Genomic DNA, 19,706 nt, shown 5'->3' with positions numbered 1-19,706 from the left:
ACGGGGACCGGGTCCGCGGTGACCGCGCGGCCTCAGACCCCGCCCACCGCACGGCGGCTGCGGCTGTTGCTGGTGGTGGCAGCGCTGGTGCTGGGCCTGGATGTGGTGACCAAAGTGCTTGCGGTCAAGCTGCTGGTGCCCGGCCAGCCGGTCGAGATCATCGGCGACACCATCACCTGGACGCTGGTCCGCAATTCCGGGGCGGCCTTCTCGATGGCCACCGGCTACACCTGGGTTCTGACGTTGATCGCCACCGGTGTGGTGCTGGGCATCATCTGGATGGGTCGGCGCCTGGTCTCGCTGTGGTGGGCGCTCGGCCTGGGGATGATCCTCGGCGGGGCGGTGGGCAACCTGATGGACCGGTTCTTCCGGTCGCCGGGGCCGTTGCGTGGGCACGTGGTGGATTTCCTCTCCGTCGGCTGGTGGCCGGTGTTCAACGTTGCCGATTCCGCGGTGGTGTGCGGGGCCGTGCTGCTGGTCGGCCTGTCGATGTTCGGCTTCGATTTCGACACCGAGGGCAAGCGGCCACCCGAGGATTCGGCTCCTTCGTCGGGGCCGGAGCCGGCACCGGCCGCGGTCGTCGACGAGGCTGAAACCGGCCGATGAGTAGCCGTTCGATGCCGGTCCCCGAAGGACTGGCCGGGATGCGGGTGGACGCGGGCCTGGCCCGACTGCTGGGGTTGTCGCGGACCGCGGTGGCCACGATCGCCGAAGACGGCGGGGTCGATATCGACGGCGCCCCGGCGGCGAAGTCGGACAAGCTGGTGGCGGGCTCCTGGCTGGAGGTGCGGCTGCCGGAGGCGCCGCCGCCGGTGGAGAACACGCCGCAGGACATCGAGGGCATGGGGATTCTCTACTCCGATGCCGACATCGTCGTGGTGGACAAGCCTGCCGGGGTCGCGGCGCACGCCTCGGTGGGTTGGACCGGCCCGACGGTCCTCGGCGGGCTGGCCGCCGCGGGCTTCCGGATCAGCACGTCGGGTGTCCATGAGAGGCAGGGCATCGTGCACCGCCTCGACGTGGGTACCTCCGGCGTCATGGTGGTGGCGCTGTCCGAACGGGCCTACACGGCGCTCAAGCGGGCGTTCAAGCACCGCACGGTCGACAAGCGCTACCACGCGCTCGTGCAGGGTCACCCGGATCCGTCCAGTGGCACCATCGACGCGCCGATCGGCCGCAGCCGGGGCAATGACTGGAAGTTCGCCGTCACCGAGGGTGGCCGGCACAGCATCACGCACTACGACACCGTCGAGGCCTTCGTGGCGGCGAGCCTGCTCGACGTGCACTTGGAGACCGGCCGCACCCATCAGATTCGGGTGCACTTCTCGGCGCTGCACCACCCGTGTTGTGGCGACCTGACCTACGGCGCCGATCCGACGTTGGCGAAAAAGCTCGGGCTCGAACGGCAGTGGCTGCATGCCCGGTCGTTGGGATTCGCGCACCCGGCCGACGGCCGGTGGTTCGAGATCACGAGCGACTACCCGCCGGAATTGCAGCACGCCCTCGACGTGTTGCATCGGCAGTGACCACTACCGCGACGGCCACTGCCAACCAGAACCGGGGATTGCTGCTCGGGCTCGGCGCCTACGGCTCCTGGGGACTGTTTCCCGCGTTTTTTCCGCTGCTCAAGCCGGCCGGCGCGTTCGAGGTGCTGGCCCACCGCATCGTGTGGACCGTGCTGCTGATGGTCGTGGTGCTGGCCGTCGGCCGCCGCCTGGGTGACCTGCGCAGGCTGTCGGGCCGCACCTGGGGCCTGCTGGTGTGCGCGTCGGCCCTGATCTCGCTCAACTGGGGCATCTACATCTACGCGGTCAACAACGGCCACGTGGTCGACGCGGCACTCGGCTACTTCATCAACCCGCTGGTGAGTGTGGCGCTGGGCGTCGCGCTGTTCGGTGAGCGGCTGGGTCGAGCTCAGGCCGCGGCCCTGGCCATCGCCGTGGCCGCGGTGATCGTGCTGGCGGTGCAGGGCGGGGAGGTCCCGGCGATCGGCCTCGGCGTTGCGGTGTCGTTCGGTGTGTACGGTGCGGTCAAGAAGGTGGTTCGCGCCGACCCTCGGGTCAGTGTCGGCGTCGAGGCCGGGGTGGCCGCCCCATTCGCGGTGGCCTATCTCGTCGTCCTCACCGCTGCCGGGCAGGCGACGGTTCCGTCACTGGGAGCGGGCCATACGCTCCTGATGATGCTGTGCGGCCCGGTGACGGCACTGCCGTTGCTGATGTTTGCCGGTGCGGCGCAACGGCTCCCGCTGGTCACCATGGGTCTGCTGCAGTACCTGACGCCGGCGCTGCAGATGGCGTGGGGCGTTGTCGTCGGCCATGAGCCCATGCCGGCCGGACGGTGGGTCGGCTTCGTCCTGATCTGGGTCGCACTAGCTGTGTTCACCGGTGACGCGGTGCGGCGCTCCCGTACGCCGGTGCCGGAACCTCCGGAGAAGGACCCGGTCGCGACCTAGCCGACGCTAGGACGCCGCGGCGTGGCGGTAGTCGCAGGACTGCTGGTCGACGGTGCTCGGCTGCGGTACCGGGCGGCCGTCGACGAAGCTGCGCAGTCTGCTGCGGAGCCGGTCCAGTTCTGCGCGCGCCGCGGCGATGCGCGAGGTGACCGACGCGCTGTCCGACAGCATCTCGTCGAGATAGGCGTTGATGGCGGCCGGTTCGTCGCTCGGCAACGCGAAGCCACCGGGTTTCAGGGTGCGGACTGTCTTCTCGGTGGTCCAGTTCGATACCGCCAACGGGACAGCGCCTTCGGTGGCACCGATGATCAACGCGTGCAGCCGGTCGCCGGCGACGATCGCGGACTGTCGATGGAGGGCGCGAATCTTGTCCTCGCACTGGGCATGTGACTGGTTGCCGAAGAGCAGCGGCTCGGTCCCGGGATGAAGTTCACGGGCGAGCTTCGCCATGGCCTCGTCATCGTCCCGGACCTGGCTGAACACCTGAATTCGCAGCCCGCGTGCGTCGGCAATCTCGCGCAGGAGGCGAATCTTGCTTGCGCTCAGGGTATCTCGGTCCCACCGAGTCGTCACGGCCAGGACCTTGCGCTCGCAGGGCGGGGCGCCCAGACCCTCAGCGAGCGGATCAGGGCCTTCGCCGAATGCCCAGTCCGGCGCCACGTCGCCAACGCCGAAGGAGTCCGACGTGCCCGGATCGCGCCAGACGACGACAGCCATCTTGCGTCGCGCGTAGCGCTCCATCGCCGGAACGTCGACCGATTTGCGGACCCGTCGGGTGCCGCGACTGGCGGCCTTGCCAACTGTCGACAAACGCACGCCGGCACCGGCCTGCACCGCCGTGCCACGGTGGGCCAGCGGGAGCAGCGCACAGAGCGCCGTCCACCAGCCAAAGTAGAAGCGAGTGCGCTCGGGGTAGACGATTTCGCCCGCCGGCATGACCATCACCGTGCGGTTGGTCATCGCGCTCGCGGCGTAGCGGGCGAGCCAGCCGATCGGGGTGTTGTGTACAGCTTCGTCGCCGCGCAGTCCGACCGCGGAGAGATACCTGTCATCGTTGGGGATCGGCATGTACTTGCGGCCGACATGGACGTGCAGTCGGACACCGTCGATTCCGTGAAATGTCCGGAGCATGCCGCGCCTGAGGATCGAATCGCCGATGTTGCCGTTATCGCCCCATGTCGACAGGAAAACTCGCGCCAACGTCACTGCTCCCTTCGGCATCCCCGAGTGTCAGAAATTGTGGTCCCTGTGAGGATGTTCAGGACCCTAACAGGTAGCTACCAGCTTGCGCGCCGAGACGGGACGCCCATTTAGTGTTAGCTGGTCGCGTGCGGGTGCGCGCCGGCGACGCCGATGCAATTGACGAATTCGTCGATTTCGGCCGTCGCTGGGGGTGGTGCCAGGCGCGCGGTGAGCTACCCGGTGCCCCGGGGGTTCTGGCCGGCGTTCACCGGCCGGGGAAGACCTGACGGATGCTCGCCAGCTGCGCCGCGTTGTCAGGGTGAACAAAGATGAAGTTGTTCACGTAGTCGGGCGAGCGTTTGCCGCCGACCGACTTCGCGGCCTCGGGCCGCTGTAGCGCTGCGAGATCGAATTCGGCCGCATTCCGGAGCACGCCCCGGTGCAGAAAATAGCCCTGATATCCCACCGATTCGAAAAAGGCGAAGGTCTGTGCGACACCCCCGGCGTTATGCCGCTCCTCGCATTCCACGATGCACGTCGGCTTCGATGTTTCCAGGGTTTGAATACCGCCGCGAAGAACTGCCGATTCGTGGCCTTCCACGTCGATTTTTATCACGCCGAGTCGGCTGAGATCGAGTTCATCAATTGTCGTTATCGGCACGTTGATCGTGCGCAGACTGAAGCCCGGATTTGCATCTTGCTGCAGTGAACTGCGAGTGAGGACCTCGCGACCGCCGCGAGTCGGGATGTGAAAGGTGGTTTCACCAATTCGGTCCGACAATGCCACCGGCAGAACCCGATTATCCGGCTTGATGATCCGGCGCAGGCCGGCCGCCATACCCGGATGCGCCTCGACGGCGATAACTTTGCGGAACTGATTGAGCGCGCAGTATGAATAGACGCCCACATTGGCGCCGACGTCGAGAAAGTCCCGGCTTGAATCCTTGAGTAGGGCAAGAAGTCTGAGCTCGGGTTCACCTTTGCGCAGCTCCCATTTGACGAGCTGGCGGGCGCGGATGGCGTGTGCTGAGATCATGTTTGCTATTTGCCGCATTCTCCGACGAATTTGTAACGTGTTTCAGTGGCCGTCGGCACCATTGCGGAACACGGCCGCGGTGCGCGCGGCAGCCTCGCTCCAGCTGCTGTAACTACCGGCCCAAGAGCGCATCGATTCGCGGTCGACGGTGCCTGCCTTCGCGCGCGCTTCGGCGAGGCCGAGCGCCAGTCCGTCGACGCCGAGCTCGACCGGGTAGAGCCGCTGTCCGCCGGCGAGATCGACGAGGTGGTTGACCTCGGGTCCGATGACGGGGCAGCCCATGCTCAGTGCCAGCAGGGCGCTGCCGGACGTGAAGAAGCCGCGATGCGCAATGACGGCGCCGTCCGCCGCGGCGAAGTACAACGGCACGTCATCCTTCGAAATCCGCTTTGCGCACACCAGGATTCGCGGGTCTGCCCGGGCGAGCTCGAGGTCCGCCGACACGTCACCCTGCGGGTTTCCGGCCAGGATCAGGCGGTCCTGGTCCCTGGCGACCTTCTGGAAGGCGCGGATGATGTCGCCGATTCCCTTGTAGGGGCGCAGCAATCCGAATGACAGGGCGACGAAGCCGTCGATGGGCAGGCCGAGCTTGGTGCGGGCTGCCAGCTGCGACGGCGGCGCCGGGTGTGAGTCGATGTAGTGCGGGTGCCGAACCACGGTGCATGGCCCCGTGTATCCGAATTCCGCCGCGAGCGTCTCCTGGGCGCTGGGGAAATGGATGAACACATGGTCGACGAGCGCGAGCAGGTCCTTGCGGATACTGCGGCCCAGTTCGGGGTGTGGATCGTCGTGTGGCACGAGATTGTGCGCGGTCCAGGCAATGCGCACGCCGCGCCGTTTCAGTATTTGCAATTGCCGGTTGAATGCCGCGGCGCGCGCTTCGTATATCCAACGCACATGGCTGGTGTGCGCTTCTGTGGACCAATGCAGATGCAACCAATCGCCGGCATGTAGGCGAGCGGATTCGATGCTCAGAATATGGGGCGCAGAAACTTCCAGGCCTTCGGTGCGTAACCCATCGATCATGTTGGGCAGATACGGGTTGTCCAACCAGTGTGGCCACACCGCCACTCGAATCGGCTTTGTGTCCTTGGCGGCAGAGGTATCCAGAGCGTGCGGTGCAGGCCGAGTAAGCGGGCGAGCCATGCAGCGGACTCTACAGTTCGATGCGGCAAATCTGCCATATATCTGTGAATTACGGCCGGGCACGGATATTTCCTTTTGGTTACCAATGCGAACGGTCTCTGAGCAGCGACTTCGGGCTGGCCGGAAATTGTCGGAGTTCGACCGTCGAATACAATTCTGACGCGCACAGCAATTGCGTTGCCCGCATATCTCTGGCAAATAACGGACAGTGCCTGGGCGGTTGGCTCGGGTGTCGATCGGCAATCCTGTAACGGCGCCCACCGTGATTTTTCGGTCGTCAATCGGCGACATCGCACCTGTTGCATGACCACGGCAACGACGCGACGGGCGGATTCGGGCCCATCGGTGTTGATCGAGCAAACCCGAGGGTCCATGCCCAAATCCCCGTCCCAGGCCGGCGCCGCAGTGCTCGCGGTCAGGGGTGGCGTCGCCCAGTTGGCCGAACGGCAGTTCGCGGCGACTCGACGAGGCCCCGGCGAGATGGTGTGGTGTACTTAGCTACGACGGCTGCTGCTCTCGAATATTCCCGGGTCCGTGCGTCCCGACCGTGCGTGGAGCGCGCTCAGAATGATTGACCGGCGACCCCTCGGTGGTCGGAAAATTGCTGCTACGACGGGGAGTTCGGCTGTATGAGATTGAGCGTGATTGGAACGGGTTATCTGGGCGCCGTTCACGCCGCTTGCATGGCACACATCGGGCATGAGGTCGTTGCTTACGACACCGATGCGTCGAAGATCGCCGCGTTGTCGGCCGGCACCTCGCCGTTCTACGAGCCGGGGTTCGACGAGCTGCTCGCTACCGTGCTCGCCACCGGGCGGCTGCGCTTCACCGATTCCGCGCAGGAAGCGGTGTCCGGCGCCGCGGTGCACTTCGTCTGTGTCGGAACGCCGCAGTTGGCCGGTTCCGACGCCGCGAACATCGAGTACGTCAACAGTGCCTTCCGCGCGGTGGTGGCCAACGCTGACTGCGACGGGCTGATCGTCGGCAAGTCCACCGTCCCGGTCGGTACGGCCCAGCGCCTGGCCGCAGAGGTCGCGAAGACGTCATCAGGTCTCGAGGTCGCGTGGAATCCGGAGTTCCTCCGTGAGGGCAAGGCGATCGAGGACACGTTGCAGCCGGACCGTCTGGTGTTCGGGGTCACTTCCGAGTACGCAGAGAAGGCGCTGCAAGAGGTCTACGGGGCCCTGCTCGATGGCGGCACGCCGTATCTGACGGCGGACCTGCCGACGTCGGAACTGGTGAAGGTCGCTGCCAATGCTTTTCTGGCGACCAAGATTTCGTTCATCAACGCCATGGCCGAGGTGTGCGAGATCGTCGACGCCGACGTGACGGTGCTGAGCCGCGCGCTGGGGTACGACGATCGCATCGGTAAGCGATTCCTGAACGCGGGCCTGGGTTTCGGCGGCGGCTGCCTGCCCAAGGACATCCGTGCGTTCAGCGCCAGGGCCGGTGAGCTGGGGGCCTCGGACGCGCTCAGGTTCCTGCACGAGGTCGACAAGATCAACCTGCGCCGGCGCGAGAAGGCAGTGTCCGTGGCGCGCGCGGTCGTGGGTGGGGAATTCCTCGGCAAGAGCATCGCCGTGCTGGGGGCGGCGTTCAAGCCCAACAGTGACGACGTGCGTGACTCGCCGGCGCTGAACGTGGCTGCCGCGATGCACTTGAAGGGTGCGGACGTCCGCGTCCACGATCCGAAGGCGATCGACAACGCCAAAGCTCGGTTCCCGACGCTCGGTTACTTCGACACCGCCGAGGACGCCTGCCGGAACGCGGATCTGATCGTGCTGGCGACTGAGTGGGACGAATACACCAACATCGATCCGGCGGCGTTTCGCTCGGTCGTGAAGGAGCCGCGCCTGCTGGACACCCGCAACGTCATCGACCGGGAGAACTGGTCGCGCGCCGGATGGCAGGTGTATTCCCTCGGCCGCGGCGGATTGCACGTCTGATCCGCGGCCGCGCCGCTGCTCGACGAACTTGCGATAGAGGAGATTGATCCATGGCGGGTCAGACGATCGACGTGATCATTCCGGTCCGCGACATGGCTGATCACCTTCCGAACCTGCTTCGGCCGTTGCTCGATCAATTGTCCGAGGGTGACCGGGTCACGGTCGTCGACGACGCTTCGGCCGACGACACAGCTGCGGTCGCGCGTTCGCTGGGTGCCAACGTGGTGACGCTGACGAACAGTCGCGGTCCGTACTACGCGCGGCAGGTTGCCGCGAGCCGGTCGGACGCCGACATCCTGCTTTTCATCGACGGGCGCTGCCGGCCCCTGCCGGGTCTCCTTGATGCGCATCGGGCTCTCCAGGGGCTACCGAGAGTTGCGTTGTCCTGCACCAACGTTCGTACTTTGTCGGGGCCGACGGTGGCCGCCCGGATGGCGGCGAAGATGCAGCCGTTCATGTTGCCCCGCGGGGGCGGGGCGATGAAGGCGGTCGTCGGGATGGTGCCGGCGCGGCCCGACTACTACCCGACCTGCAATCTCGGCATCGACCGGATCGCCTTCGAGAAGGTGGACGGGTTCCGGGCCATGCGTGGCGGCGGTGACCTCGACATCTGCTGGCGGATCCAGGATCAGTCGCTCGGCATCATCGCCACCGACACCCGGGTGCTGATGGAATGGGAGCCACGGACGGCGATTCGCGATCTGGCCAGCCAGTGGAAGCGTTACGGCAATAGCAACGCGTACATCCGCTGGGCGCACCGCAACGACACTCTCGGCAAGGGCACCCAGGCCCCGGCGCGGGTCTCACCGGCGGTGGCCTGGACGACGCTGCGGGCCGAACTGCGGCGTCCGCCGTCGGAGCTGGCGGCTACCGCGATCCTCGGAATCGCTTTCCAATACGGCTATTTCGCCGCGCAGTTCAAGCGCAAGGAGTTCGAGATGCCGGTGCATTTCGACGTGGCTCGGGACACCGACTCCGCCTAGGCGAACGCCGGCCCGCGACGGCTGACCCGACTGGCTCAGCCGTCGACTTTGCCGCCTTCGACGGCGGCGCGGTACGAGCGCACGGCCATCGGGACGACGACCGCCGCGATCACCACCATCCACAACGACGCCACGGCCAGGGGCTGCCAGAACGCGCCACCGGAGGACAGCGCCCGCATGGCCGCCGCCGCTGGTGCGATCGGCTGGTAGTCGGCAAGGGGACGCAGTGCGGCCGGAATCCGCGCCGGCGGGATCAGGGTGGCGAACGCCAAGCCCATGCAGGCGGTGTTCGTCCAGGTGAGGATCATGCGGCCCTGCGGTCGCAGGGCCAGGGTGATCACGATGGTCGCGAAGACGAGCACGATGACCACCGGGACCAACAGGTAGACCAGGAACGCGATCCAGTTGCCCGAGAAACGGAATCCCATCAGGTAGCCGGTCGCCACGACGAACGCCGATGCCGCGAAGGTGCGCAGCGCCTCGGCCAGCAGGGCGCCGGTCAGGGGAGAGGTCCGTCGAACGGGCATGATCCACAGCCGGGTGAGCAGGCCGCTGTCGCGGTCGTGGGGCACGGCCAGACCGGCCCCGATGGCGCCCGACATGGCGCCGGCCAGCGTGCAGACCGGGATCAGGATGTCCAGGCCGCTGTTGCCGGTGAGACGGACCATGGACTTGCCGACCAGGATGCCGTAGATGAGGAGCAGCAGGGTCGGAAACACCAAGGCCTGCACCGGCACCATCGGGTACCGACGCCACTGGATGAAGAGTCGGCCGGCGAAGATCCAGCTCTCGGTGAGCAGTGAATGTTGGTGCTGCGAACTCCGATTCACGATGATCGCTCCTGAAGTCGAACGGCGAAGGCGCCGAACACGAGCAGCAGCCCGACCGTCCACGCCAGGCTGGCGCCGAGGTTGCCCGTATCGATGTGGCCGCTGGTGAATCCGCGCAGTGCGTCGGTGATCTGCGAAACCGGTTGGTAGCGCACGAAAGAATGCAGCCACGAAGGAAATGCCTCGACGGGCGCCAGGCCGGTCGACAGCATCACGAGGAACAGTTGGGGGATCAGCAGCAGCTGGCTGGCCACCTCGGCGCGTCCGGCCTTCGATCCGGTGGCGTCGGCACCGAACGACACGGCCAGGGTCAGGGTCAGCGCCAGCACGATGAAGGCTGCCGCATAACCGATTCCGGTGGTCACCCGGAAGCCCAGCAGATACGCGGCCAGCACTGATGCGACCAACGCCAACAGGCCGCGGATCAGGCAGTAGGCCATCCGGGCCATCAGCGGCGCATAGGGGGAGATGGGCAAGGTGCGCATTCGGGAGCCCAGGCCGCTGGCCTTTTCTCCGGCGGCCCGATCGGTGGTGGTCAGCGCACCGAACAGCATCGCCTGCACGACCACCGCCGGCAGGATGTACTGCACATAGCTCATGTCGCCGGTGGCGATGACACCGCCGAGCATGAACGTGAGGCCGATCAGCGTGGAAACCGGCACCAGTACGGCGAAGACGAGGTCCAGCCAGCCCTTGCGGAGGAGGCGGCCCGTCAGGAGTCCGAACGCCGTCACTTGGACTTGACCGGGGTGGTGAGGTGCAGGAACACCTCGTCGAGCGAGGGCCGGCGCAGCGAGATGTCGATGAGGTCGACGCTGATCTCATCCATGCGCCGAAAGACCTCGGTCAGGGTCGCGACCCCGTTTGGCGCCGGCACGGACACCGTCGTGGCGTCGGTGTCGACCTCGACCTCGTCGAAGTCGGCCAGGGCAGTCGCGATGCGCGGCAGGTCATCTGGGTTGAGCGGGGTCATCTCGCAGTAGCTGGAGCCGGTCTGGCGCTTGAGCTCGTCGGCGGTGCCGCGGGCGACGATCTGACCGGCGTTGAGGATGACGATCGAATCGCTGAGGATGTCGGCTTCTTCCAGGTACTGCGTTGTCAGCAGCACGGTGATGCCCTGGGCTTTCATGGACGACACCAGATTCCAGACGTCGCGGCGGCTGCGCGGGTCGAGGCCGGTGGTCGGCTCGTCGAGGAACAGCACCTTCGGTGGGACGACCAGGGACACCGCGATGTCGATACGCCGGCGCATGCCGCCGGAATACCCGCTGACCTGACGGTCCGCGGCGTGGCCCATATCGAATTGGGTGATCAGTTCGTCGGCCCGGCTGCGGGCTTCGCCGCGTCGCAGGCCTCGCAGGCGGCCGAACAGGACGAGGTTCTCGCGTCCGGTCAGCCGCAGATCGAGCGCGGCGTCCTGCCCGGTGACGCCGATTGCCTGACGAACTTTCCCGGGCTCCTTGGCCACGTCGTAGCCGGCGACGATCGCCTGGCCCGAGCTCGGCTTGAGCAATGTGGACAGGATCTTGACCGTCGTCGTCTTGCCGGCACCGTTGTGTCCCAGCAACGCACACACAGAGCCGGTGGGGACGGAAAAGCTCACGTCGCGGAGTGCGGGAACGGACCCGCCAAAAGTCTTGGCGACGTTAATGAGCTCGATCACGGACTCATACGATACAGAGAGCCACAGCGCATTCAATTCGCACAGCGCTCGCCGCGATGTGGACATCGTCACTATGCGCGGCTGTTTGCCCGGTGCCTCGAGACCGCGATCGGTTGCCGGATCTCTACGTCGGCGACAAATTTCCGGGCAAATGCATTGCGGCGCTCGGCGGCGTGGCGGAAGACAGTGCTGATCGGGCGGCGAACGTAGCGCCGTCTGTGCCGGTCACCGGACAGAATCGACGGATCCGGACGGTCTCGGACGGCAAGTTGGCTGAGCGTTGATGGGGTAGCGGTTGACCAGGCATCAGCTATGTCTTAGAGTTTGCTGAATTCGAAAATATCCCTTCCCTGTGCGAGGACGTGGCATGGTGCAACTCGAGGTTCTCCCAGTGAAGGCGACGCGCCGGAGGGGTCGCCCGGCGGGCACTGATTCTGCTCAGACCCGGGCCCGTATCTTGGATGCCGCGCGCGAGGTGATTGCCGTCCGTGGCTACCATGCCACCACCATCCAGGCCATTGCCGAGATCGCGGAGTTGAGCCGTCCGACGCTGCATTACCATTTCCAGACGCGCGAGGACATCTACCACTGCCTGCTGAATGAGATCGCCACCACGATCGATCTCTGCATTACCCGCGCGGGCGCGGAATCCACGCTGCCGTCCCAGATTTCGGTGCTGATCACCGAATTCCGCAATGCCGGCGTCCATGAACCGGACAGCGTCGCGCTGCTCGTCAGCTCCTACCTCGAGGCCGACCGATTGCCGGCCCCGAGGCGGGATGCGAAGGCCGCCGTCCGCAAATTCATGGATCAGGCCGTGCGCGACGCCGTGGCGCGCGGGGAGTTGCCCGCCGAGACGGCTGTGGCTCCTGTTGCCGATCTGCTGTACACCATGGTGTGGGGACTCGGGTTCTACGCCGGGCTGGTGGCCGACCGGGACCGCGTCGAGGCGGTAACTAAGCAACTGCAACTGGTGTTGCACAAGGGGTTGCTGGTGGCTCCGGTGGCAACTGAAGTATGCGTGGCCGAAGAGCGCGTCCCCGCGGGCGTCGCCGCCTTGTCGTAGTCGTCCTGACGACACAGCACCCGACACGCCGAACCGTGTCGGTGGCCCGTTTTAGACTGGCAGCCCTATGAGCCAGTTCGTGCACCTCCACAATCACACCGAGTACTCGATGCTGGACGGTGCGGCGAAGGTCAAGCCCATGATCGCCGAGGCTCTGCGGTTGGGCATGCCCGCCATCGGCATGACCGACCACGGAAACATGTTCGGCGCCAGCGAGTTCTACAACATCGCGACCAAAGAGGGCATCAAGCCGATCATCGGCATCGAGGCGTACATCGCGCCCGCGTCCCGCTTCAACACGAAGCGCGTCACCTGGGGCGATCCGAGCCAGAAGGGCGACGACGTCTCGGGTAGTGGTTCGTATACCCACATGACGATGGTCGCCGAGAACGCGACCGGCCTGCGCAATCTGTTCAAGCTGTCGTCGTTGGCTTCGTTCGAGGGACAGCTCGGTAAGTGGTCCCGCATGGACGCGGAGATCATCGCCGAGAATTCCTCGGGCATCATCGCCACCACCGGCTGCCCGTCGGGTGAGGTGCAGACGCGGCTGCGGCTCGGCCACGAGCAGGAGGCGCTCGAGGCCGCCGCGAAGTGGCAGGACATCTTCGGCAAGGAGAATTTCTTCCTCGAGCTGATGGATCACGGCATCGAGATCGAGCGCCGGGTTCGCGAGGGCCTGCTCGATGTCGGCAAGAAGCTGGGCATTCCGCCGCTGGCGACCAACGACTGCCACTACGTCACGCGCGAGGCCTCGCACAACCACGAGGCGCTGCTCTGTATCCAGACCGGCAAGACGCTCTCGGACCCGACTCGGTTCAAGTTCGACGGTGACGGCTACTACCTCAAGTCGGCCGCGGACATGCGGGCCATGTGGGACCACCAGGTACCCGGTGCCTGCGACTCCACGCTGCTGATCGCCGAGCGCGTCCAGTCCTACGCCGACGTCTGGAAGTTCCACGACCGGATGCCGATCTTCCCGGTGCCCGAGGGCGAGACGCAGGCCAGTTGGCTGCGTAAAGAGGTGCTGCGTGGCCTGGACCGGCGCTTCCCGACCGGCCCGCCGCAGGAGTACCTCGACCGTGCTGACTACGAGATCAACGTCATCGTGCAGATGGGCTTCCCGGCGTACTTTCTCGTCGTCGGTGACCTCATCAGCCACGCGCGCGAAGTCGGTATCTGGGTCGGCCCGGGCCGAGGGTCGGCAGCAGGTTCGCTGGTCGCGTGGGCGATGGGCATCACCAACATCGACCCCATCCCGCACGGTCTGCTGTTCGAGCGGTTCCTCAATCCCGAGCGCGTGTCGATGCCCGATATCGATATCGACTTCGACGACCGCCGCCGCGGCGAGATGGTGCGCTACGCCAGTGAGAAGTGGGGCAGTGACCGCGTCGCCCAGGTCATCACCTTCGGTACCATCAAAACTAAAGCGGCACTGAAGGATTCGGCGCGAGTCCACTACGGGCAGCCGGGCTTCGCGATCGCCGACCGCATCACCAAGGCGCTGCCGCCGCCGATCATGGCCAAGGACATCTCGGTGTCCGGGATCACCGATCCCACCCATGAGCGGTACAAGGAAGCCGCCGAGGTCCGCGCACTGATCGACACCGATCCCGACGTGCGGACCATTTACGAGACGGCCCGCGGTCTGGAGGGCCTGGTTCGCAACGCCGGCGTGCACGCCTGCGCGGTGATCATGAGTTCCGAGCCGCTGATCGACGCCATCCCGATGTGGAAGCGGGCCCAGGACGGCGCCATCATCACCGGCTGGGACTACCCGTCGTGTGAGGCCATCGGCCTGCTGAAGATGGACTTCCTGGGTCTGCGCAACCTCACCGTCATCGGTGACGCCCTGGAGAACATCAAGGCCAACCGCGGCATCGATCTCGATCTCGATCACCTGGGTCTGGAGGACCCGAAAACCTACGAGCTGCTGGCGCGCGGCGATACCCTCGGGGTGTTCCAGCTCGACGGGTCCGCGATGCGCGATCTGCTGAAGCTGATGCGCCCGACCGGCTTTGAGGACATCGTGGCTGTCCTGGCGCTGTACCGGCCAGGCCCGATGGGCGTGGATGCGCATACCGACTACGCGAAGCGAAAGAACGGGCTCCAGGAGATCAAGCCCATCCACCCGGAGCTCGAAGAGCCGCTGCGCGACATTCTTTCCGAGACTTACGGTTTGATCGTTTACCAAGAACAGATCATGCACATCGCGCAGAAGGTCGCGGGCTACTCGCTCGGCCAAGCAGACCTGCTGCGTCGCGCGATGGGTAAGAAGAAGAAGGAAATCCTCGACGAGGCCTACGGCGGATTCGCCGACGGCATGAAGCAGAACGGCTTCTCTCAGGCGGCGATCACCGCATTGTGGGACACGGTGCTGCCGTTCGCCGGCTACGCGTTCAACAAGTCGCACGCTGCCGGGTACGGCCTGGTGTCGTTCTGGACCGCCTATCTCAAGGCCAACTTTCCGGCCGAGTACATGGCAGGTCTACTGACCTCGGTCGGCGACGACAAGGACAAGGCCGCGGTGTACCTGGCGGATTGCCGCCGCCTGGGAATTACGGTGCTGCCGCCGGACGTCAACGAGTCGGTGCACAACTTCGCCTCGGTCGGTAAGGACATCCGCTACGGGCTGGGCGGTGTGCGCAACGTCGGCGCCAATGTGGTGCAGTCCATCATCGCGGGCCGCACTGACAAGGGGAAGTACACCGATTTCTCCGACTACCTCAGCAAGATCGACATCACGGCCTGCAACAAGCGCGTCACCGAATCTCTGGTCAAGGCAGGTGCTTTCGACTCGCTGGACCATGCCCGCAAGGGCCTGTTCCTGGTCCATGCCGACGCCGTCGACTCGGTGCTTGGCACCAAGAAGGCCGAAGCCATGGGCCAGTTCGATCTGTTCGGCGGCGGTGATGCCGGCGACGCCGGCGATGCGGCGTTCACCATCAAGGTGCCCGAGGACGAATGGGACGACAAACACAAGCTCGCCCTGGAGCGAGAGATGCTCGGCCTGTACGTTTCCGGTCATCCGCTCAACGGCGTCGCGCACCTGCTCAATGCGCAGGTGGACACCCAGATAACGGCCATCCTCGAGGGCACCGTCGCCAATGACACCCAGGTTCGCATCGGCGGCATTTTGGCGGGCGTGGTACGGCGGGTCAACAAGCAGGGATTACCCTGGGCCTCAGCACAATTGGAAGATCTCAATGGTTCGGTAACGGTGAACTTCTTCCCGAAGACCTACGCCGTGTTCGGTGCCGACATCATGGACGACGCCATCGTGCTGGTGAGCGGCAAAGCCCGAGTCGAAGACGAGCGGATCTCGATCTTCGCCAGTGACCTTGTGGTGCCGGACTTTTCGAATGCGCAAGCGGACCGTCCGCTCGCGGTCAGCCTGCCGACCCGGCAATGCACCCCGGAGAAGGTCAGCGCGCTCAAGCAGGTGCTGGCACACCATCCGGGCACCTCGCAGGTGCACCTTCGGCTGATCAGCGGGGACCGGATCACCACGCTGGAACTGGACCAGACCCTGCGGGTCACACCATCTTCGGCGTTGATGGGCGACTTGAAGGCGCTGCTGGGTCCGGGCTGCCTCGGCGGGTGATGACAGGTCCGGGCGAATTCAGAAGCGGTATCGCAGAATCCGCGCCTTACGCGCGCCGGCTTTGGTGAGCCCGGTGAGCCGAGTTGCGATACGCAGGGCACCCGGAAATAGCTCGACCTCAGGCTGGTGCGCCAGACTGGTCTCTTCGAGCAGCTGCATTCGTGGATTCCACGTCAGCGGATGCCGTGCGTCCTTGAATCCCACGTAACCCAATTGGCTGCCAACGTCTTTGAACATCTTCTGCGGTAGGTACTTGAACGCGGCCAGGCTCAGCGGTCCGAACTGCCCGTAATCGTTGAACGCCAGCTCGCCACTCTGAAAATGTTCGGTGATGCTGCGGAAAACGCCCGCGATCACCGGCTCGGTCAGGAATGCGAACAATCCGTCCGCGACGATCATCGTGGGTCGGTTGGCGGGAATCGTTGCGGCCCAGTCTGGTTCGGCTACCGATGCCACCACGGTGTGAGAGTGACCATTCGGTGGTAACAACTGGTCGCGCAGCGCCGAGATGCCTGCCAGGTCCACGGTGTACCAGTCGACTGTCGGTGCGGGAGACACCCGGTAGTAGCCACTGTCGAGACCGCCGCCCAGATCGACCACCACGGCATGGGGATTCGATGCGACGAATGCGCGTATCCGGTCGTCGAGCATCTTGGCTCGCAGGGCAGTCTGGCAGGCCACGCTGGTCTGGACCCGTAGGCCGGCGAAGTCGTAGTCGACCGCCGCCACGACGGATTCAGCCCAGGTGTCGCCAAGAATCGGGCGTGGCCCCCGACTGTCCAAGGCTCGGGCATACACGGTCAACAAGGCCGTCTGTTCCACCGGCGTCAGAGGCGTAACGGATATTCCCATCGTTCCGACGATACGCCGCCACGCGGACTGAACGATGAGGCCAAAATGTTTAGCGCCGTGCGGATTTCGCGCTGACGTCCGGCAACGCGATGCGGTTGCGGAAGGCTGCGCCGCATCGGATTCGCCAACCACTCCAGGTGCACCACGAGTTTGTGCTTCGATCATGAGCCGACCGAGGAGGCTCCCGAATGTCCGCAGCGCAGCGTCCGACCACCTTGTGTGAAGCGTTTCAACTGAGCGCGGCGGTCGATCCTGCAGCGGTCGCGTTGCGCACCGCAGACGGCGGGCCGACCCTGACCTGGGTGCAGTACTCCGATCAGGTGCGTGCCGTGGCAGCAGGGCTGAGCGGTCTCGGCGTGACCCGCGGCGACACCGTGTCGCTGATGATGAGCAACCGGGTGGCGTTCTATCCGCTGGAAGTCGGTGCGCAACATGTCGGCGCCACGTCGTTCTCGGTATACAACACCCTGCCGGCGGGCGATCTGGCGCACGTCTTCGGCAAGACGAGATCACTCTGACCATGAAGCTCAAACGCCGCCCCATCGCCGAGAAGTACGCCCCGCAGATCGACGCCCGGTACGCGCCGGAACCCGGCCCCGTCGTCCACGAGCCGACAACGACCGTCGCCGCGGCGAATTGACCGCGCGGCCCCGGATCAGGCGGTCGTGCAGGCGAACTTCAGGCCGACGCCTTCCGGCGCCGGGAGGACCGGTGTCAGACAACCGAAGGTCTGGATGCCGGCGTTGCTGAACCGGATCGCCGTGCGGCGCGCGTAGTTCACGCACACGGGTCCGGTCGCGTCGGCGCGGCACAGGTATTCGCCGAACCGCAGGCTCTGGCCGTCTTTCAGTTTGGCTCCGGTGCCTGCGGAGAAGCGGCCCGGATCGCCATGCACCGAACCGACTTCCGCGGTCGGACCTTCGAAATCGACCCAGCCACCCACCCAGTGGCCGTAGGTGTCGGCCGGCTGTGGCGGCGGGGAGGTCAGATGCGTCAGGCACGCCAGCGTGCCGTTGAAGTCCTTGTCGGTCATGCAGTTCGCACCCGATGCGGTGGTGAACGCGATGTCGGTACCCAAATTCGTGGGGGTGCCCTCGCGCGTGGCGGTATGGAATCCGGCCGGGTCGGTCGGGGTGCCGGCCTCCACCCAGGCGATGACGTCGGCGACGGGCGCGCCCGCGGGCGGCGGCGTGGTAGGTGCGGCCTTCGGCGTCGGAGCTGCGGCACGGCTGGACGGGGCGGCGGCGGACAGCGACGGCTCCGAGATCGCCACGCCGGGCTGTCCGTGCTGGTCTGACCCGGCCGAACAACCCGCAACCAGGGCACATGCCGCGAGGGCTACGGGAAGTCGCATGCCCGCCAGGGTAACCGGCACTGCCGCAACACGCGGCTCAGGCACCCCGATGATTACAGATTTTCGATAGTGTCCATTTATGCACGAACGTACCGTCCGCGTGACCATCGACAGCGGAACCATCGAGGGCTTCACGCGCGACGGTGTGCACCGCTGGCGCTCCGTGCCCTACGCCCGGCCGCCGGTGGGGCCGTGGCGCTATCGGGCGCCGCAACCCGTGCAGCCTTGGCGCGGCGTGCGCTACTGCCATGGCTTCACCTACTGTGCGCCGCAGGAACGCAAGTTCACCATGCTCAGCGTGGGCAAGTACCAACCCACGGGTGAAGACTGCCTGACCCTCAATGTGGTGACGCCCGAGCAGCACACCGGCGAGCCGCTGCCCGTGATGTTCTTCATCCACGGTGGCGGCTACATCCTCGGCAGCTCGGCCACCCCGATCTACGACGGGGCCGCACTGGCCCGCCGCGGCTGCATCTTCGTCTCCGCCAACTACCGGCTCGGCGCGCTCGGCTGCTTCGATGTGTCGGCGCTGTCGACACCCGACCAGCCTCTTGACGACAACCTGTTCCTGCGCGATCTGGTCGCGGCACTGAAGTGGGTGCGCGCCAACATCGCCGTGTTCGGCGGGGACCCGGGCAACGTGACCATCTTCGGGGAGAGCGCCGGGGCACATGCCGTGGCCACTCTGTTGGCCGTGCCGGAGGCGAAAGGCCTTTTCCACCAAGCGATTGCGGAGAGCCCGGCCAGTGGCATGGTGCGTTCGCCCGATGCGGCTGCCCAGTTCGCAAAGCACTTCGCCGAGCAGTTGGGTGCCGGCGAGCGTGACGGTGCCGCCGCCCTGATGTCGGCCAGACCGGCCGAGTTGATGGCGGCCCTGGACCGCGTGATCCACGGCGCCGTCGTCGACATGCCGGGTGCCTTCCCTGCCGGACCGACATGCGGCACCGAGTTCCTGCCGGAGGATCCGCTGATCGCCATGCGGGAGGGGCGGGCGCACCAGGTGCCGCTGATCGTGGGCAGCAATGCCGACGAGGGCCGTCTGTTCACCAAGTTCATGCAGCTGCTGCCCACCACTGAGGCGACGATCGAACGGATTCTGGCGCACGTCCCGGCGGAGCAGCGTGCCCGCATCACCGCGGCCTATCCGGGCTATCCACAGTCGGCCGACGCGTGCATCAAACTCGGCGGCGACTTCGCATTCGGCACGGCATCGTGGGAGATCGCCGCCGCGCACATGCGCCACGCACCCACGTACGCGTACCGCTATGACTACGCCCCGCCCGCGCTGCATTGGACGGGTCTGGGGGCTACGCACGCCACCGAACTGCTGGCGGTCTTCGACGTGTACCGGACACCCTTGGGTTCTGTGCTGACCGCGGCCATGGACCGTAAGTCCGCGCTGCGGATCAGCAATGACGTGCAGAACCGCTGGCGCGCGTTCGCCCGGACGGGTGTCCCCGGCGAGGGCTGGCCGCGGTACGACGCCGACGAACGCGCCGTGCTGGTGTTCGATCGCAAGACCCGCGTCGAATTCGATCCCCGTGCCGAGCAGCGCCAGGCCTGGGAAGGCTTTTCACTGGTTCACGGCTGAGTGA

The 19,706-nt window shown here is 65.9% G+C and carries 16 protein-coding genes and 1 pseudogene; 9 read left to right on the top strand and 8 right to left on the bottom strand.

Annotated features, from left to right (window positions below; genetic code table 11):
* Positions 1 to 18 precede the first annotated feature (18 nt).
* The 3 genes from lspA to rarD are packed head-to-tail and all read left to right on the top strand — an operon-like array spanning position 19 to position 2,452.
* Complete coding sequence (gene lspA / locus TL10_RS19720; protein WP_231575601.1) at positions 19 to 606, top strand: signal peptidase II; 588 nt, start codon at positions 19 to 21, stop codon at positions 604 to 606.
* Positions 603 to 1,526, top strand: coding sequence for an RluA family pseudouridine synthase (locus tag TL10_RS19715; protein ID WP_043396357.1), 924 nt, complete (start codon positions 603 to 605; stop codon positions 1,524 to 1,526). The genes lspA and TL10_RS19715 overlap by 4 nt, the downstream gene beginning before the upstream one ends.
* Positions 1,523 to 2,452: an EamA family transporter RarD gene (gene rarD / locus TL10_RS19710; protein ID WP_043986935.1), complete on the top strand. Its 930-nt coding sequence runs from the start codon at positions 1,523 to 1,525 to the stop codon at positions 2,450 to 2,452. Before TL10_RS19715 ends, rarD begins: the two co-directional genes overlap by 4 nt.
* Before the next feature lie 6 nt (positions 2,453 to 2,458).
* On the opposite strand, the gene TL10_RS19705 is transcribed toward rarD, so the two are convergent.
* The 3 genes from TL10_RS19705 to TL10_RS19695 form a co-directional block, all read right to left on the bottom strand.
* The gene (locus TL10_RS19705) at positions 2,459 to 3,658 is read right to left on the bottom strand and encodes a polysaccharide pyruvyl transferase family protein (protein ID WP_043986934.1); all 1,200 of its coding nucleotides are present in this window, start codon (positions 3,656 to 3,658) and stop codon (positions 2,459 to 2,461) included.
* Positions 3,659 to 3,899: 241 nt separating this feature from the next.
* Positions 3,900 to 4,670, bottom strand: coding sequence for an FkbM family methyltransferase (locus TL10_RS19700; protein WP_043396352.1), 771 nt, complete (start codon positions 4,668 to 4,670; stop codon positions 3,900 to 3,902).
* Positions 4,671 to 4,712: 42 nt separating this feature from the next.
* Positions 4,713 to 5,816: a glycosyltransferase gene (locus TL10_RS19695; protein ID WP_157850379.1), complete on the bottom strand. Its 1,104-nt coding sequence runs from the start codon at positions 5,814 to 5,816 to the stop codon at positions 4,713 to 4,715.
* Positions 5,817 to 6,445: 629 nt separating this feature from the next.
* On the opposite strand from TL10_RS19695, the gene TL10_RS19690 reads away from it, so the two are divergent.
* On the top strand, positions 6,446 to 7,762 hold the full coding sequence (locus TL10_RS19690) for a UDP-glucose dehydrogenase family protein (protein ID WP_043986932.1): 1,317 nt from the start codon (positions 6,446 to 6,448) through the stop codon (positions 7,760 to 7,762).
* Between the two features lie 50 nt (positions 7,763 to 7,812).
* Complete coding sequence (locus TL10_RS19685; protein WP_043396343.1) at positions 7,813 to 8,745, top strand: glycosyltransferase family 2 protein; 933 nt, start codon at positions 7,813 to 7,815, stop codon at positions 8,743 to 8,745.
* Positions 8,746 to 8,780: 35 nt separating this feature from the next.
* On the opposite strand, the gene TL10_RS19680 is transcribed toward TL10_RS19685, so the two are convergent.
* From TL10_RS19680 to TL10_RS19670, 3 genes are read right to left on the bottom strand one after another with little or no spacing between them, the layout of a single operon-like run.
* On the bottom strand, positions 8,781 to 9,575 hold the full coding sequence (locus TL10_RS19680) for an ABC transporter permease (RefSeq protein ID WP_043986931.1): 795 nt from the start codon (positions 9,573 to 9,575) through the stop codon (positions 8,781 to 8,783).
* Positions 9,572 to 10,309 carry an ABC transporter permease gene (locus TL10_RS19675; RefSeq protein ID WP_043396337.1) on the bottom strand — a complete coding sequence of 246 codons (738 nt, stop codon included), beginning with the start codon at positions 10,307 to 10,309 and terminating at the stop codon, positions 9,572 to 9,574. The genes TL10_RS19680 and TL10_RS19675 overlap by 4 nt, the downstream gene beginning before the upstream one ends.
* A complete protein-coding gene (locus TL10_RS19670) occupies positions 10,306 to 11,238 on the bottom strand; it encodes a daunorubicin resistance protein DrrA family ABC transporter ATP-binding protein (protein WP_043396335.1) in 933 nt (310 codons plus the stop codon). The genes TL10_RS19675 and TL10_RS19670 overlap by 4 nt, the downstream gene beginning before the upstream one ends.
* A gap of 367 nt (positions 11,239 to 11,605) precedes the next feature.
* Between TL10_RS19670 and TL10_RS19660 the strand changes: the two genes are divergently transcribed.
* Positions 11,606 to 12,304, top strand: coding sequence for a TetR/AcrR family transcriptional regulator (locus TL10_RS19660; protein WP_081936702.1), 699 nt, complete (start codon positions 11,606 to 11,608; stop codon positions 12,302 to 12,304).
* A 67-nt stretch (positions 12,305 to 12,371) separates the two neighbouring features.
* Positions 12,372 to 15,905, top strand: coding sequence for a DNA polymerase III subunit alpha (dnaE, locus tag TL10_RS19655; protein WP_043396331.1), 3,534 nt, complete (start codon positions 12,372 to 12,374; stop codon positions 15,903 to 15,905).
* Positions 15,906 to 15,923: 18 nt separating this feature from the next.
* Here dnaE and TL10_RS19650 read toward each other — a convergent pair whose 3' ends face one another.
* Entirely contained in the window at positions 15,924 to 16,757 is an 834-nt protein-coding gene (locus tag TL10_RS19650) for a class I SAM-dependent methyltransferase (RefSeq protein WP_043396329.1), read from the bottom strand.
* A 188-nt stretch (positions 16,758 to 16,945) separates the two neighbouring features.
* Here TL10_RS19650 and TL10_RS19645 point away from each other — a divergent pair.
* A pseudogene (locus tag TL10_RS19645) lies at positions 16,946 to 17,254 on the top strand (AMP-binding protein); the annotation flags it as partial.
* A 158-nt stretch (positions 17,255 to 17,412) separates the two neighbouring features.
* Here TL10_RS19645 and TL10_RS19640 read toward each other — a convergent pair.
* The gene (locus tag TL10_RS19640) at positions 17,413 to 18,111 is read right to left on the bottom strand and encodes a hypothetical protein (RefSeq protein ID WP_043986948.1); all 699 of its coding nucleotides are present in this window, start codon (positions 18,109 to 18,111) and stop codon (positions 17,413 to 17,415) included.
* A gap of 79 nt (positions 18,112 to 18,190) precedes the next feature.
* On the opposite strand from TL10_RS19640, the gene TL10_RS19635 reads away from it, so the two are divergent.
* On the top strand, positions 18,191 to 19,702 hold the full coding sequence (locus TL10_RS19635) for a carboxylesterase/lipase family protein (protein WP_043396323.1): 1,512 nt from the start codon (positions 18,191 to 18,193) through the stop codon (positions 19,700 to 19,702).
* The last annotated feature ends 4 nt before the right edge of the window (positions 19,703 to 19,706 follow it).

The organism is Mycolicibacterium llatzerense, from assembly GCF_000878195.1.
Lineage (GTDB): Bacteria > Actinomycetota > Actinomycetes > Mycobacteriales > Mycobacteriaceae > Mycobacterium > Mycobacterium llatzerense.
The sequence above is the reverse complement of the archived record's forward strand: the minus strand, read 5'-3'. Positions and strand labels throughout refer to the sequence as shown.

Excerpts from the sequence above, each read along its gene's own strand:
- TL10_RS19715 (WP_043396357.1), top strand. The coding sequence starts at position 603 with ATGAGTAGCCGTTCGATGCCGGTCCCCGAAGGACTGGCCGGGATGCGG.
- TL10_RS19700 (WP_043396352.1), bottom strand. The coding sequence starts at position 4,670 with ATGATCTCAGCACACGCCATCCGCGCCCGCCAGCTCGTCAAATGGGAG.
- TL10_RS19695 (WP_157850379.1), bottom strand. The coding sequence starts at position 5,816 with ATGGCTCGCCCGCTTACTCGGCCTGCACCGCACGCTCTGGATACCTCT.
- TL10_RS19690 (WP_043986932.1), top strand. The coding sequence starts at position 6,446 with ATGAGATTGAGCGTGATTGGAACGGGTTATCTGGGCGCCGTTCACGCC.
- TL10_RS19685 (WP_043396343.1), top strand. The coding sequence starts at position 7,813 with ATGGCGGGTCAGACGATCGACGTGATCATTCCGGTCCGCGACATGGCT.
- TL10_RS19660 (WP_081936702.1), top strand. The coding sequence starts at position 11,606 with ATGGTGCAACTCGAGGTTCTCCCAGTGAAGGCGACGCGCCGGAGGGGT.
- dnaE (WP_043396331.1), top strand. The coding sequence starts at position 12,372 with ATGAGCCAGTTCGTGCACCTCCACAATCACACCGAGTACTCGATGCTG.
- TL10_RS19650 (WP_043396329.1), bottom strand. The coding sequence starts at position 16,757 with ATGGGAATATCCGTTACGCCTCTGACGCCGGTGGAACAGACGGCCTTG.
- TL10_RS19640 (WP_043986948.1), bottom strand. The coding sequence starts at position 18,111 with ATGCGACTTCCCGTAGCCCTCGCGGCATGTGCCCTGGTTGCGGGTTGT.
- TL10_RS19635 (WP_043396323.1), top strand. The coding sequence starts at position 18,191 with ATGCACGAACGTACCGTCCGCGTGACCATCGACAGCGGAACCATCGAG.